The organism is Micromonospora sp. NBC_01796, assembly GCF_035917455.1.
Classification (GTDB): Bacteria; Actinomycetota; Actinomycetes; order Mycobacteriales; family Micromonosporaceae; genus Micromonospora_G.
On the sequence record NZ_CP109078.1, the window covers coordinates 4,589,997 to 4,602,849 of the forward strand.

Annotated in this window: 16 protein-coding genes; 9 read left to right on the top strand and 7 right to left on the bottom strand. The window is 71.0% G+C overall.

What is annotated here, in order from left to right; translation table 11 throughout:
* Positions 1–6: 6 nt before the first annotated feature.
* From era to OIE47_RS21205, 4 genes are all read left to right on the top strand, one after another.
* The gene (gene era / locus OIE47_RS21190; RefSeq protein ID WP_326563187.1) at positions 7–930 is read left to right on the top strand and encodes a GTPase Era; all 924 of its coding nucleotides are present in this window, start codon (positions 7–9) and stop codon (positions 928–930) included.
* Positions 931–1,005: 75 nt separating this feature from the next.
* Positions 1,006–1,137: a hypothetical protein gene (locus tag OIE47_RS21195; RefSeq protein ID WP_326556279.1), complete on the top strand. Its 132-nt coding sequence runs from the start codon at positions 1,006–1,008 to the stop codon at positions 1,135–1,137.
* On the top strand, positions 1,134–1,559 hold the full coding sequence (locus OIE47_RS21200) for a carboxymuconolactone decarboxylase family protein (protein WP_326556280.1): 426 nt from the start codon (positions 1,134–1,136) through the stop codon (positions 1,557–1,559). The genes OIE47_RS21195 and OIE47_RS21200 overlap by 4 nt, the downstream gene beginning before the upstream one ends.
* A 258-nt stretch (positions 1,560–1,817) precedes the next feature.
* Positions 1,818–2,957 (top strand): acyltransferase family protein, encoded by a 1,140-nt coding sequence (locus OIE47_RS21205; RefSeq protein ID WP_326556281.1) that lies wholly within the window; start codon positions 1,818–1,820, stop codon positions 2,955–2,957.
* 6 nt (positions 2,958–2,963) lie between these two features.
* Here OIE47_RS21205 and OIE47_RS21210 read toward each other — a convergent pair whose 3' ends face one another.
* Positions 2,964–3,746, bottom strand: a complete 783-nt coding sequence (locus tag OIE47_RS21210) for a DUF4097 family beta strand repeat-containing protein (protein ID WP_326556282.1) — start codon at positions 3,744–3,746, stop codon at positions 2,964–2,966.
* A 147-nt stretch (positions 3,747–3,893) separates the two neighbouring features.
* Here OIE47_RS21210 and recO point away from each other — a divergent pair, with 147 nt between their 5' ends.
* Both recO and OIE47_RS21220 read left to right on the top strand, forming a co-directional pair.
* Entirely contained in the window at positions 3,894–4,736 is an 843-nt protein-coding gene (recO, locus tag OIE47_RS21215; RefSeq protein WP_326556283.1) for a DNA repair protein RecO, read from the top strand.
* 8 nt (positions 4,737–4,744) lie between these two features.
* Positions 4,745–5,545, top strand: a complete 801-nt coding sequence (locus tag OIE47_RS21220; RefSeq protein ID WP_326563188.1) for an isoprenyl transferase — start codon at positions 4,745–4,747, stop codon at positions 5,543–5,545.
* Here the strand turns inward: OIE47_RS21220 and OIE47_RS21225 are convergent.
* On the bottom strand, positions 5,542–6,129 hold the full coding sequence (locus tag OIE47_RS21225) for a TetR/AcrR family transcriptional regulator (protein WP_326556284.1): 588 nt from the start codon (positions 6,127–6,129) through the stop codon (positions 5,542–5,544). The two genes, OIE47_RS21220 and OIE47_RS21225, sit on opposite strands and share 4 nt — an antisense overlap.
* A gap of 215 nt (positions 6,130–6,344) precedes the next feature.
* Between OIE47_RS21225 and OIE47_RS21230 the strand changes: the two genes are divergently transcribed.
* Positions 6,345–7,298, top strand: coding sequence for an alpha/beta hydrolase family protein (locus OIE47_RS21230; protein ID WP_326556285.1), 954 nt, complete (start codon positions 6,345–6,347; stop codon positions 7,296–7,298).
* A gap of 52 nt (positions 7,299–7,350) precedes the next feature.
* Here OIE47_RS21230 and OIE47_RS21235 read toward each other — a convergent pair whose 3' ends face one another.
* Positions 7,351–8,112, bottom strand: coding sequence for an HAD family hydrolase (locus tag OIE47_RS21235; RefSeq protein ID WP_326556286.1), 762 nt, complete (start codon positions 8,110–8,112; stop codon positions 7,351–7,353).
* Positions 8,109–8,405: an MTH1187 family thiamine-binding protein gene (locus tag OIE47_RS21240; RefSeq protein WP_326556287.1), complete on the bottom strand. Its 297-nt coding sequence runs from the start codon at positions 8,403–8,405 to the stop codon at positions 8,109–8,111. The genes OIE47_RS21235 and OIE47_RS21240 overlap by 4 nt, the downstream gene beginning before the upstream one ends.
* Positions 8,406–8,714: 309 nt before the next feature.
* On the opposite strand from OIE47_RS21240, the gene OIE47_RS21245 reads away from it, so the two are divergent.
* Positions 8,715–8,969: a hypothetical protein gene (locus OIE47_RS21245; RefSeq protein ID WP_326556288.1), complete on the top strand. Its 255-nt coding sequence runs from the start codon at positions 8,715–8,717 to the stop codon at positions 8,967–8,969.
* Positions 8,970–9,047: 78 nt separating this feature from the next.
* Here OIE47_RS21245 and OIE47_RS21250 read toward each other — a convergent pair whose 3' ends face one another.
* Positions 9,048–9,578, bottom strand: coding sequence for a hypothetical protein (locus tag OIE47_RS21250; protein ID WP_326556289.1), 531 nt, complete (start codon positions 9,576–9,578; stop codon positions 9,048–9,050).
* Positions 9,575–11,221, bottom strand: coding sequence for a PHP domain-containing protein (locus tag OIE47_RS21255; RefSeq protein ID WP_326556290.1), 1,647 nt, complete (start codon positions 11,219–11,221; stop codon positions 9,575–9,577). Before OIE47_RS21255 ends, OIE47_RS21250 begins: the two co-directional genes overlap by 4 nt.
* Before the next feature lie 388 nt (positions 11,222–11,609).
* Here OIE47_RS21255 and OIE47_RS21260 point away from each other — a divergent pair, with 388 nt between their 5' ends.
* Positions 11,610–12,137, top strand: coding sequence for a DUF302 domain-containing protein (locus OIE47_RS21260; RefSeq protein WP_326556291.1), 528 nt, complete (start codon positions 11,610–11,612; stop codon positions 12,135–12,137).
* Positions 12,138–12,169: 32 nt separating this feature from the next.
* Here the strand turns inward: OIE47_RS21260 and OIE47_RS21265 are convergent, their stop codons facing one another.
* A complete protein-coding gene (locus OIE47_RS21265) occupies positions 12,170–12,802 on the bottom strand; it encodes a hypothetical protein (protein ID WP_326556292.1) in 633 nt (210 codons plus the stop codon).
* Positions 12,803–12,853 lie beyond the last annotated feature (51 nt).

Below are 12,853 nucleotides of genomic sequence, written 5' to 3' on the forward strand. Positions count from 1 at the left end.
GGCCGGATGCCGACCCCGCGCGGGATCCGGGGGGCGGACGGGACCAACGGGCAGCCGTACAAGGCGGGCTTCGCCTGCTTCGTCGGACGGCCCAACGCCGGCAAGTCGACCCTGACCAACGCGATCGTCGGCCAGAAGATCGCCATCACCTCCAGCAAGCCGCAGACCACCCGGCACGTCATCCGGGCCGTACTGCACCGGCCGGAGGCCCAGCTCGTCCTGGTCGACACCCCCGGCCTGCACCGTCCCCGTACGCTGCTCGGCGAGCGCCTCAACGACCTGGTCCGGTCCACCTGGAGCGAGGTCGACGTGATCGGCCTCTGCGTGCCGGCGAACGAGCCGGTCGGGCGCGGCGACCGGTTCATCACCGGCGAGCTGGCCGAGCTGAAGGCCAGCGTGATCGCCGTGGTCACCAAGACCGACCTGGTCGACAAGAAGCGGCTGGCCGAGCAGTTGCTCGCGGTCAACGACATGGGCGAGTTCGCGGCCGTGGTCCCGGTCAGCGCGGTCTCCGGACACCAGGTCGACACCCTGGTCGACGTGATGACCGGCTACCTGCCGCCGTCGCCGCAGCTCTACCCCGACGACATGCTCACCGACGAACCGGAACAGGTGCTGGTCGCCGAGCTGATCCGGGAGGCGGCGCTGGAGGGCGTACGCGACGAACTGCCGCACTCGATCGCGGTGGTGGTCGAGGAGATGGTCCCCGAGGACAAGCTGATCCGGATCTACGCCGACGTCTACGTGGAACGGCCCAGCCAGAAGGCGATCGTGATCGGTCACCAGGCCAGCCGGCTCAAGGACGTCGGCACCCGGGCCCGGCAGCAGATCGAGGAACTGCTCGGCAGCCGGGTCTACCTCGACCTGCACGTACGGGTGGCGAAGGACTGGCAGCGGGACCCGAGGCAGTTGCGCAAGCTCGGCTTCTAGCCCCGCAGCGGGCAACGCCCGCCCTGCCGGCGCCCGCGCGGGGCCGGCGAGGCAACCGCCGCCGACCGGTTGGCCATGCTGCGCGAACACCGCAGCGCGTTGGCTGACCGCATCCGGTGTCTGCGCCGCAACGCCAGGGCACTGGACGACAAGATCGATCACTACGAACATCTGCTCACCGAACGGCAGGGAACGGAAACACGATGACCGACAATGCCACCACCGCAGAGACCAGGCAGGACCGCTTCGACCGTGGCATGAGGGTGCTCACCGAGATCGACGGCGAAGTCGGTCAGAAGGTCATCGACTCCCTCGCCGACGTCTCGCCCGAACTCGGCCACCAGGTCGTCGCCTGGGCGTTCGGCGACATCTACCAGCGTCCCGGACTGCCTCCCCGGGACCGGCAACTGGTCACCCTCGGGATGCTCACCGCCCTCGGCGGGTGCGAGCCCCAACTGGACGTGCACATCAACGCCTCCCTCAACGTCGGGCTCACCCCCGAAGAGATCATCGAGGCGCTGCTGCACTCCGCGGTCTACTGCGGGATGCCCAGGGCACTGAACGCCACCGCCGTAGCCAAGAAGGTCTTCGCCGATCGGGGCCTGCTCCCGGTCAAAACCCAACCGTGATCCGTTTCCGGTGAAAGCGGAACAGGGCGGGGAGCGGAGTACGGCCGGGCTGATGGGCGCGGGGTTCTGCACGTACCCGCTCGGCGTCGTCCCGCACTACGACGACTGAAGCCACCGTTACCGTGTGACGGCTTAGCCGTATATAGCCGAATCCTATGGGATTGTTCACCTGTGGGACACCCCGTGCATCGTTCGAACGGTGGACCGGCAGGGTAGGAAAACGTACGCCCCCCGTCGCCCCGGTTCAGATGCAGGCTGATGCGAAACAGATACGTAGATCTCCTCCGTTTTCTGGCAATCATCCGAGTTGTCGTCTACCACACCACCGGTTGGGCGTTCCTGACCATCGCGTTCCCCGCGATGTCGGTGATGTTCGCCCTCGCCGGATCGCTGATGGCAGCCTCCCTCGACCGCTCCGGTGTCGGGGCGGTGGGTCGCCGGTTACGCCGCCTGCTTCCGTCGCTCTGGCTGCTCGCCGCGTTCTTCGTACCGGCCATGTTGCTCACCGGGTTGCCGGTGAACTGGCGGCTGCTGCTCTGGGTCGCACCGATCGCCGACCCGCCGAGCAACGGCTGGGGCGCGCTCGCGTTGAGCGCCATCTGGTACCTGCGCGACTACCTCTGGTTCGTACTGGTGTCGCCGCTGGCCCTCTGGCTGTTCCGGCGCTTCCCGCTGCCCACCCTGGCGGCGCCGTACGTGCTGCTGGTCGTGGTGGAGTTCGGGTTCCCGAGCGCACCGAACGTGCTCCGCGACTTCGGGCTCTACTTCGGAGCATGGCTGATCGGCTTCGCGCACCACGACGGGATGCTGCGGCGGCTCTCCCGGCGGGTGCTGATCCCGGTCGCCGGTACGCTCGCCGCTCTCGGCGCCGCATGGATCTTCACCCATCCGGGCCCTCGCGGGTTCGACCTGAACGACATCCGGCTCGGCAACGGGCTCTGGTCCGCCGGGTTCACCCTGCTGCTGCTCGGGCTCGCCCCGGCGGGGGCCGCCTGGGTGGACCGCAACGAGATCTTCAGCCGGGCGGTGACGGTGCTCAACCGGCGGGCGCTGACGGTCTACCTCTGGCACATGCCGATCGTGATCGGCCTGACGGCACTGATGGTGCGAGCCGGCTGGAGCCTGACCGACACCACCGGGGTCACCGTACGGCTGATCGTGGTCACCACCCTGGTCGCGCTGGCCACCGCGCTCTTCGGGTGGATGGAGGATCTCGCCGCGCGTCGCCGTACGGCCCTGCTGCCCGGTGGCGAGGCGGGTAGCGCGCAACCGAGTCCGGCACGCCCGGTGATTCCGACCCAGCGGAACGGGCGCGGGTCCGGGGACCGGAGTGGACCGGCCCGCCCGCCGGGGAGCGGGGACCGGATCGGGGCGGTGAACCGGGCCGGCGGGGAGTGAACCGGATCAGCGGGGAGTGATCGTGATATCCCCGCTGCCGGTCTCCAGGTCGAGCCGGTTGGTGGCGGTCGGGTCGTCGGCCAGCTCGGAGCGGGCCGTGCCGGACGAGGTCGTGGACCGGACCCGGTACGCCCCGGCCGGCACGGTCAGCTCGATCGAGCCGCTGGACGCGCGGGCGTTCACCGAGCCCGCCGTGTCCAGGGTCAGGACGATGTCGCCGGAACCGGTGGTGGCGTCGACCGTGCCGCCGAGACCGTGCCCGTTCACCGACCCCGAACCGGTGCGTACGGTCGCCGCGGTGCCGACCCGGCTGAGGTCGATGTCGCCCGAACCGGTCTGCGCCCGGACCGTGCCGGTCGCGCCGATCAGGGTGATGTCCCCGGAGCCGACCTTCACATCGACGTCACCGACATCGGTCAACTCGATGTCCCCGGAGCCGTTCTCACCGTTGACCGAGACCCCGGTCGGGGCGACGATCTCGTACGAGACACCGCACCGGGACCCGCAGTCGGTGTCGATCCGCAGTTCGGTGCCCTCGATCACGTACGTGGAGCCGGGCTCGGAACCCCAGTACCGGACCACCCGCTTGATTCGTACGTCGGACACCGCCGCCGTCGACACCACGACGTCACCGGAGCCCGGCGCCACCGCGATCTTGGTGATCTTGACTTCTTCGGTCTGGTCGAAGTCGAGCCGCCGCTGCCCCATCGAGAAACCGTCGCAGCCTGCCAGGATGCCCAGAGTGAGCGCGCCCGCCGTGACGGCGGTGACGATCCGGAACGTGGTCATACAGACGAGGCTAGGAGCCGGCGGCCATCCGGACATCAGGGAGAAGCCACGCATCCGTCCCGGAGAAGACCCTGAGAACGCACTCAGGGTCACACCGGTCCGACCCGGGTGTGCGGGGGAGGACCGGGGGCAGGGGAGAATGGTCGGATGGCCGGGTACCGCAGGCAGCTCTACCGCGACGACGCGGTGGTGCTGCGCGTACAGAAGCTCGGCGAGTCCGATCGGATCATCACCCTCCTGACCCGCAGGCACGGCCGGCTCCGGGCGGTCGCCCGAGGGGTACGCCGGACCACCTCCCGGTTCGGCGCCCGGCTGGAACCGTTCGGCCACGTCGACCTGCAACTCGCCGGTGACCCGCAGGGCAACATCGGCAGCCCCCTGCACACGGTCAGCCAGGTCGAGGGAATCGACCTGTACGGGCGGCGGTTCCTCGAGGACTACCCCCGCTACACCACCGCCAGCGCCATCGCCGAGACCGCCGAGCGGCTCACCCCGGTCGAACGCGAACCGTCGCTGCGGCTGTTCCAGCTCACCCTCGGCGCACTGCGCGCCCTGGCCGAGGGGAGCCACGCCAGCAGCCTGGTGCTCGACGCGTACCTGCTGCGGGGGATGGCGCTGGCCGGCTGGGCGCCGGCCCTGGTCGCCTGCGCCGTCTGCGGCACCCCCGGACAGCACCGGGCTTTCTCCGTACCGGCCGGGGGTTGTGTCTGCCCGGACTGCCGACCACCCGGCGCGGCCCACCCGGCCCCGGCCACCATCGATCTGATGTCCGCGCTCACCACCGGTGACTGGCGGGTGGCCGACGCGACCGAGGTCAACCACCGGCGCGAGTGCAGTGGCCTGGTCGCCGCTCACCTGCAGTGGCACCTGGAACGCGCGCTACGCTCGCTGCCGTTGGTTGATCGAGACGACCGGTCCGTCCGGACCGATCCGAACGAACCGGCCGGGACCTCGGAGTACGGGCCGGAGCAGGGGGAGACAGCGCAGTGATCCGATCCATGACCCGGGGAGCACGTCGGCAACCGATCGCGCCGACCCCGCACCCGTCCGGTGCCCGTCCGCCGGCCCTGCCCGCGGACGCCCTGCCCAAGCACATCGCGGTCGTGATGGACGGCAACGGGCGGTGGGCCAAGGATCGGGGCCTGCCCCGGACCAAGGGACACGAGGCCGGCGAGTTCTCCCTGTTCGACACGATCGAGGGCGCGATCGAGATGGGGGTGCCCTACCTGTCCGCGTACGCGTTCTCCACGGAGAACTGGCGGCGCTCACCGGACGAGGTGCGCTTCCTGATGGGCTTCAACCGGGACGTGATCCGGCGCCGCCGCGACCAGTTGGTCGACCTCGGCGTACGGGTGGTCTGGTCGGGGCGGGCCGGGCGGCTCTGGAAGAGCGTGATCTCCGAGTTGCAGACCGCGGAGGAGATGTCCCGCGACAACACCAGGCTGACGCTCCAGTTCTGCGTCAACTACGGCGGCCAGGCCGAGATCGCCGACGCGGCGGCGGCCATCGCCCGGGACGTCGCGGCCGGCAAGGTCGACCCGGCGAAGGTCAACGAGAAGATGGTCGCCCGTTACCTCTACCACCCCGAGGTGCCCGAGGTGGACCTCTTCCTGCGCCCCTCCGGCGAGCAACGGACCTCGAACTTCCTGCTCTGGCAGAGCGCGTACGCCGAGCTGATCTACCTGGACGTGCTCTGGCCGGACTTCGACCGCCGTCACCTCTGGTACGCCTGCGAGCTGTACGCCCAGCGCGACCGCCGCTTCGGTGGCGCCCTGCCGAACCCGGTGGCGCCGAGCTAACCGGGCCGTAGTCCCCGCAGCAGCAGTTCGACCAGTCGGCGCGGGTCGTAGCCCGGATCGCTGTCCCGTCCGATGCAGAGGTTGCCGATGCCGCGCATCAGTTCGTAGGCGTGCGTACCGGGCCTGATCTCGCCCGCGTCGACCGAGGCGTCGAGCAGTTGCCCGCAGACGGGCACCAGACGGTCGAGGAAGTACGTGTGCAGCGCCTCGAACCCGCTGCTGTCCGACTGCATCGCGTTGGCGAGCCCGTGCTTCGTGACCAGGAAGTCGACGAACAGGTCGACCCACCGGCGCAGTGCCTCGTACGGGGATTCGGCGCCGGCCAGCAGGGTCGGCCCGGCCTCGGCGCACTCCTCGACCTGGTGCCGGTAGACGGCGACGACCAGATCCGCCCGGGTGGGGAAGTGGCGGTAGATCGTCCCCATCCCGACGCCCGCCCTGGCCGCGATCTCCCGGATCGGTGCGTCGACGCCGGAGGTGACGAACACCTCGGCGGCGGCGGCGAGCAGCGTCTGCTGGTTGCGTACCGCGTCGGCCCGCTTGCTCCGGGCCGGCACCTCCCCGGACGGGCTTGTACTCGCCACCACCGTCTCCTTCCGATGACCTGCTGACCATCGCCGCGCCCCTGGTCGAGGGGTGGCGGCCGGCTCCGGCCGTTGACAAAGCGGAACGTTGCTCCGTATATTAATCGGAGCGGCGTTCCGCTTCAGCGTAGCCGAAGCCGGTCGCCGCGACCGCCTCACCCCACCGCTCGTCGAACAGGACCGGCGGCAGAGGCCATCGAAGGGAAACATGCATCATGAGTGAATCGAATTACCCAGCCGGCAACTCGCCCACCCAGGTCCTCTCGGTCAGCCCGGTGGTGCTGCCGGCTCCCGACCGCGCCGTGGACCTGGAGCTGCGGATCTCCGCGCCGGTGACCGGCAGTGACCTGCCGATCATCCTGCTCTCGCACGGCCACGGCCCCTCGAACAACCTCTCCTCGCTGAACGGGTACGCCCCGCTCGCCAACTTCTGGGCCGCGCACGGCTTCGTCGTGATCCAGCCGACCCACCTGAGCTCCCGGACGCTGAGCCTGCCCCCAGACACGCCCGGAGCGCCGCTGTACTGGCGGTCACGGGCCGAGGACATGACCCGCATCCTCGACCACCTCGACGTGCTCGAAGCCGCCGTACCGCAGCTGCACGGGCGCCTGGACCACAGCAGGGTCGCCGTGGCCGGGCACTCGATGGGCGGGCACACCGCGAGCCTCCTGCTCGGCGCCCGGCTCACCGACCCGGACGACGGCACGGAGGTGAACCTGGCCGAGCCCAGGATCAGGGCGGGCGTGCTGCTCGCCGCCCCCGGCCGGGGTGGCAACGCCCTCAGCCCGTACGCGGCCGAGAACTACCCCTTCTTCCTGACCACGGACTTCTCCCGGATGGCAACGCCCACCCTCGTCGTTGTCGGGGACCGGGACAGCTCCACCCACCTGACGGTCCGGGGGCCGGACTGGCACGTCGACCCGTACCGGCTCTCGCCGGGGCGCAAGGACCTGCTCACCCTGTACGGGGCGGAGCACGGGCTCGGCGGGGTCTCCGGGTACGACGTCGCCGAGACCACGGACGAGAGCCCCGAACGGGTCTCGGTGGTCCAGCGGCTCACCTCGGCGTACCTCCGGTCTCAGCTCCACGCCGGAGATTCCGCCTGGCAGGCGGCGCGGGACGCGCTGGCGGCGGACTCCGATCCGCTCGGACGGGTCGAGTCCAGGTAACTCGGACGGGTCGGGGTGAGGAGTCGACCCGACCACGTGGGGTGCGGTGCGGTCAGGCGATGCTGGGCGCGGCCTCGCGGTCGGTCCCGGCGAGGATGCGTACGACCGGTTCCACCGCGCCGAGGTCGGTGAGGACTATCTGCGCCCCGGCCTCGGCCAGGTCGGCGGCGGAGGTGGTGCCGGTGGCCACGCCGACAGCGGTCACCCCGTTGGCGAGGGCACCGGCCACATCGTGCACGGTGTCGCCGATGACCAGGATGTCGGCCGGGGCGAACCGGTGGCCGTACTTGGCCTCGGCCAGGTCGCGGCACTGCCGGACCAGGTCCGCGCGTACGGTGTTGTGCCGGCCGTACCCGCCGATGTCGAGATCCAGGCCGGCGCCGAGGCCGAGGGCGGCGAGCTTGTGCACGGCCGCCGACGGGATGTTGCCGGTGACCAGGGTCTGGATCACGTGCGGGTGACCGGCCAGCCCGGCGAGCACCGCGCCGACACCGGGTAGTACCCGTCCCTGTTCGGCGATCAGGTGCCGGCGGGCGGCGAGCGCGGCGGCGTACCGGTGGAAGAACTCCTCCAGGTACGGCTCGTAGTCGGCCACACCGTGCGTGACGAACGCCTCGGCGGCCAGGTCCCGGTCGGTCCGGCCGGCCGAGTGCGGCATCCGTTGCCAGGCCACCCCGGTCAGCGCGGTGAACGCCTCGGCGTACGCGAGCTTCGCCGCCGCACCGGTGTGCACCAGGGTCCCGTCGATGTCCCACATCAGCAGCCGGGGTGCCGCCGCCACCGGATCCGGCGGTACGGACGCCGGGGCGGTCATCCCTCGCCCAGCCGGGCCTCGATGTGCGCCACCTTCGCGGTCATCGCGTCGGTCACACCGGCCCGGATGTCCGCCTTGAGGACCAGGCTCACCCGTGGCGACTCCTCGGCGAGTACGTCGACAGCGCGTCTCACCACCGCCATCACCTCGTCCCACTCGCCCTCGATCAGGGTGAACATGGCGTTGGTCTCGTTCGGCAGCCCTGACTCCCGGACCACCCGGACGGCCTCGGCCACCGCATCACCCACGGACTCGCCGCCGCCGAGTGGACTCACCGAAAACGCGATCAGCATGCCGTTGATGGTCGCACTGTCACCCGGCCCGGACCATCATGATCGCCGCTGTCGAGATAAATCGGATGCGTCGGGGGACCCCTGGGGTTAGCGTGGGGTCCATGCGCTACTGACGCTCTGTGCACCGTGCCGGCCCGCCGCGTTTCCGCCGTGGGCCCGTGCCGGGGCGTCCGCGCACTCCGTCACCCGTCTCGACGATTGATCGTCGACACCGTTGGCGGGTCGCCGCTTTCCAGGACGCTCCGGGCACTCCCTTTCTCACCTGACCGCCCCGGCGTGACAGGGCGGAGATCCTCGGAGGAGGCCAGAATGCCTGGTAAGCGACACTCTCGTAGCAACGGTCAGCGCACGGGTGGGGCCGCGTTCGCCGTACCGGCGGAGCAGCGGGAACCCGACCTGACCGGGAAGCTCGGGCCGATCGAGGTGCCCGAGACCGGTGCACCGGCAGCGGCTGCGTCGTCCGCACCGAAGGCCGGCCCACCGGTACGGGGTGGGCGTTCGGGTGGTGTCGGCCGGTCCCAGGCCGCCCGTTCCACCCGCCAGTACGCCTTCCGCCGTAGCTGATCCACCCGGTCCCCGCCGCGTCGGGGCGAAGGCAGGGCCCCTTCCGGTGCACGAACGACCGGAAGGGGCCCTGCCGTACTAGTGGTCGGCGCAACAGGGGGTCGGGTCGGGCATCTCGAACGGAACCAGGATGCCGCCGCGCGCCGGCTGCGTGGTCAGCACCAGTTCACCGTGCTGCCACAGCGGACGGACGAAGTCCCGGGTGTGGATCCGGGTCTCCTCCTGCGCCGGGGAACCGCCGAGCACGGCCACCCGGTCGATCGCGCTCCAGGCGAGCAGTTCGCCGACGGTGATGGTGCCGACCAGCCGCTCCACCCCGGCGAAGTACACCGCCCGTCCGGATCGGCGGGTGGCGTGCTCGGCCGCCGCCGCCGTGGCCGCGTCCCGGAGTTCGACCGGCACCGCCGGCAATGTCGCCGACTCCGTGCCCGTACCGCTCAGGCTCAGCGCCACATGCGGGTACGGCTCCCGCATGAGGTGCGTACAGGCGGTCAGATCCGGCAGGCTGAGCGGCAGCACGACGTCGCGCAGCCACTGCTCCGCCTCCAGGTCGTTGCGGTGACCGAGGCTGATGCCCCGGTGACCGAGGCTGACGCCCAGGTAGGTCACTTCGTCAGGACCCAGATCGGGTTGCCGTAGAACCACAGGTCGGCCCACGGGTCGGCATCGCCGACGACGTCCATCGCCGGTCCGTGCGGGTCCACCGAGGCGCCCATCAGACCGGTCGCGCTGCGGTTGCCGTCGGTGCCCCGGACGCGCAGGTAGAACGGCTCGTTCACCCGGCCGAAGTTGTAGCTGAACGACACCCGGCCACTGCTCTTGGCGCTGACCTCGAACGACTTGACCACCCGGGTACGCGGTGCGGTGAAGGTGTCGCCGTCGCGTACCGGGCCGGTGACCGCGCCGGCGATCACGTCGACCCGGGCCAGCTTCGCCACGAACTGCGACCAGTTCGGGGTGGTCGCCAGGTCGATGTCGATGGTGACCTCGACCTGCTCGCCCCGGCGTACCCGCAGTGTGCCGCCGAGCGGGGTGCCGGAGTCGCGGTGGCGGTCACCGGCGATCCGGGCCCGTACGTCGAGGCCCTTGATCAGGCCGCCGTGGTCGACCCAGACCCGGCCGGCCCGCAGGCCGTCCATCACCGCGCGGTAGCTGTCCGAGCTGGCACCGACGTGGGTCCGGCTGTAGAAGCCCGGCCAGTAGTCGCCGGCCGCGGTGAGCAGCGGACCGCGTACGGGGTCGGCCTGCTTGCCGTCGCGGTCGAAGTTGCTGTCGGGGCCGCGCTGCGAGGTGTCCAGGTAGTTGACGTGCGAGTCGGAGTTCGCGCTGATCCACCAGGGCTTGCCCTCGGCGAGCAGGCTGTCCCAGAGCCCACCGACGGTGGAGGTCATCCAGTCGAAGCCGCCCCAGGTGCGGTAGCTCTCCAGCGGGTAACCGGGGAAGGACTCGGCGCCCGGGCTGCTCTCGTAGTAGCCGCGGCCACGGCCGGTGCCACCGGGGATGCCGGCGGCCTGGTGGCCGGGGGCACCCTCCATGCCGATCGCCACGGTCGGGTCGGCGTCGCGCCAGGCCCGGATCTCGTGCGGGGAGTCGACGCCCCGGCGGGCCGGGTGGTTGGCGAGGAAGAGCGCGCCGTCGACCCGACGCCTGCGTACGGCCTCGGCGAGGAACTTCACGCCGGCGATGGCGAGCGCCTCGTTGGCCGCACCCGGGCCGGAGGTGCCGGTGACCGAGCCGTCGAACCCGTTCTCGAACTCCTTGAGTACGGCGACCTCGTTGCGCCCGGGGTGGACAAAAACGGTGCCGTGCTCGGCGGCCGGGATGTTCCACTCCATGCCCTGGAAGATCAGCAGTTCCTTGAGCTGGGCGCGGGCCGCCACGATCTCCGGGTTGACCTTGTCGACGCCGATCTTGGCATGGGCGACGCTGCCGTGGTCGGTGATGACCATCCAGTCCAGGCCGTACGCCTGCGCGTGCCGCGCCTGGTCGATGACCCGGTACTGGGCGTCCGAGCTGTACTGGGTGTGGATGTGGTGGTCGCCGGCGAGCCACTGGAAGCCGCCGGTGCGCTCCCGGTCGTCGGTGGAGTCGGGCCCGTGCGCATGCGCCAGTTCCGGCGTGGCGAGTACGGTCGCGGCGGCGGCACCGGCGCCGAGCAGGCCGGCGTTGCGCAGGAAACCGCGCCGGGACAGTTCCGACGGCGACAGCTCGCTGTCCGGTACGGCCAGGTCGAGCGCAGGCGTCAGGTCCACGTTGTGCTCGTGGCCGTGGTCGTGACTATGGCCGTGGTCGTGGCCGTGATGAGAGTGATCGTGACCCATGGAGGACTCCGTTTCGGGCGGTATGTGGCGCCAATCTCGCGAAGCCCGGGGAACGGAAGGTGTACTGATCGCGGCATGGGTGCGAACATGCGGCTGCGAGCATGCGTGGCCGAACACATCGTCACTGCTCGGGGCGGGGGGTCACGCTGGGTGCGTGCCGGGAACCCCTGCGCGCGTTGCCGGCGCCGATCTCGGCGACCCGGTCCGCGCTCCCACCCTCCTCCGCGGTGGCTGAAAAGTGGCGTTTCCGGCGTGGGCGGTGGCCGGTCCGGGCTACGGTGCGCGGGTGTCACCGGGATCAACCGAGGAGGTGGGGGTCATGGGCACCCGTCAGGTCGTACGGACCGAGTACCAGGCCCGCCGGCTCGCCATTGCGGTGGACGCGCCCTTCGACGACTTCCGGCGGCGGTACGAGGAGGCCGTACCGGTGTTCGACCCGGCGGCGTTCAAGCCCCTGTACGACCGGAAGGCGGACTGGTCCGAGTGGGTCGAGGTGACGCACCGGGCGGCGCCGCACGACTTCCTCCGCTACTGGCAGATCGACGCGCAGCCGATGATGGGGGTCGCGGGTGACCCGGCCGACTGCGTCCAGTACCTGATGGGCAACCACACCGTCGCCGAGCGGATGTTCCGGCACGACCCGACCGTCTTCCTGTACGTGCCGCTACGGGTCAGCATCAGCGACGACGGCAGCACCGGCACCTGGTTCTCGATCGACCAGCCGAGCCGGAACCTGGACTCGTACGGCCGCCCGGAGATCACCTCGGTCGGGGTCGAACTGGACCACAAGGTCGGGCGCCTGCTGGAGTTCCTGGGTGTGTCCGTACCGCCGGACCTGCTGCCCTGACCGCGCCCGGCGCGGTTCCGGGCCGGCCGATGTCAGCTCGCGGCGGGCGACGGGGCGGGGCTGAGCACCTTGCAGGCGTCCAGGGCGGCGGTGACCTTCGGGTCGGTGGTGTTCAGGTCGGGGGCGAGGGTCACGCCGTGGTCGGTGAGGCAGTTCGCGTACGCGCCACCGGGTGCTGCACCGCCACCGGGACGGGCGCCCTGGCCCCGGCCGGGGCCGCCGGTGGGCAGGGTGGAGGCGCACGCCTGCTGTGCCTTCTGCCAGGTCGCGTCGTCCACACCGGAGGGTCGCAACCCGCCGAACCCGCCACCGGGTCCCCGGTTGCCGCCCGGCCAGCCGGACGCACCCGGCGACGGCTGGCCGGACGGACGCCCGGAGGGGAAGCGGGACGGCCGTCCGGACGGAAAGCCGGACGGTCGACCGGAGCCGTCGGGCCGGGGTCGCGCGGACGGCCGCCCGCCGGGCAGGTTGTCAGGTACGTCGATCCCCTGTTGTTTGAGGCAACCGACGTACGCGGCGAAGGCGTCGGGTCGACCACTCGACGCCGGTGCCGCCGCATCCTGACCGCTGGTGTCGGCACCGCCGCAGGCCGTCGCGAGAATCAGGGCCGCCGACCCCGCCGCCGCGGTCAACGTCCAGCGCGCCCGCCAGCTCAACACCGCCACCGGTACCTCCCTCTGGGTTGACGCCACCGGGACGGAGAGGGTGAGAGGGGC

Coding starts and splice junctions, on each gene's coding strand:
- era (WP_326563187.1), top strand. CDS start 7: ATGCCGACCCCGCGCGGGATCCGGGGGGCGGACGGGACCAACGGGCAG.
- OIE47_RS21195 (WP_326556279.1), top strand. CDS start 1,006: ATGCTGCGCGAACACCGCAGCGCGTTGGCTGACCGCATCCGGTGTCTG.
- OIE47_RS21200 (WP_326556280.1), top strand. CDS start 1,134: ATGACCGACAATGCCACCACCGCAGAGACCAGGCAGGACCGCTTCGAC.
- OIE47_RS21205 (WP_326556281.1), top strand. CDS start 1,818: ATGCGAAACAGATACGTAGATCTCCTCCGTTTTCTGGCAATCATCCGA.
- OIE47_RS21210 (WP_326556282.1), bottom strand. CDS start 3,746: ATGACCACGTTCCGGATCGTCACCGCCGTCACGGCGGGCGCGCTCACT.
- recO (WP_326556283.1), top strand. CDS start 3,894: ATGGCCGGGTACCGCAGGCAGCTCTACCGCGACGACGCGGTGGTGCTG.
- OIE47_RS21220 (WP_326563188.1), top strand. CDS start 4,745: ATGACCCGGGGAGCACGTCGGCAACCGATCGCGCCGACCCCGCACCCG.
- OIE47_RS21230 (WP_326556285.1), top strand. CDS start 6,345: ATGAGTGAATCGAATTACCCAGCCGGCAACTCGCCCACCCAGGTCCTC.
- OIE47_RS21235 (WP_326556286.1), bottom strand. CDS start 8,112: ATGACCGCCCCGGCGTCCGTACCGCCGGATCCGGTGGCGGCGGCACCC.
- OIE47_RS21240 (WP_326556287.1), bottom strand. CDS start 8,405: ATGCTGATCGCGTTTTCGGTGAGTCCACTCGGCGGCGGCGAGTCCGTG.
- OIE47_RS21245 (WP_326556288.1), top strand. CDS start 8,715: ATGCCTGGTAAGCGACACTCTCGTAGCAACGGTCAGCGCACGGGTGGG.
- OIE47_RS21260 (WP_326556291.1), top strand. CDS start 11,610: ATGGGCACCCGTCAGGTCGTACGGACCGAGTACCAGGCCCGCCGGCTC.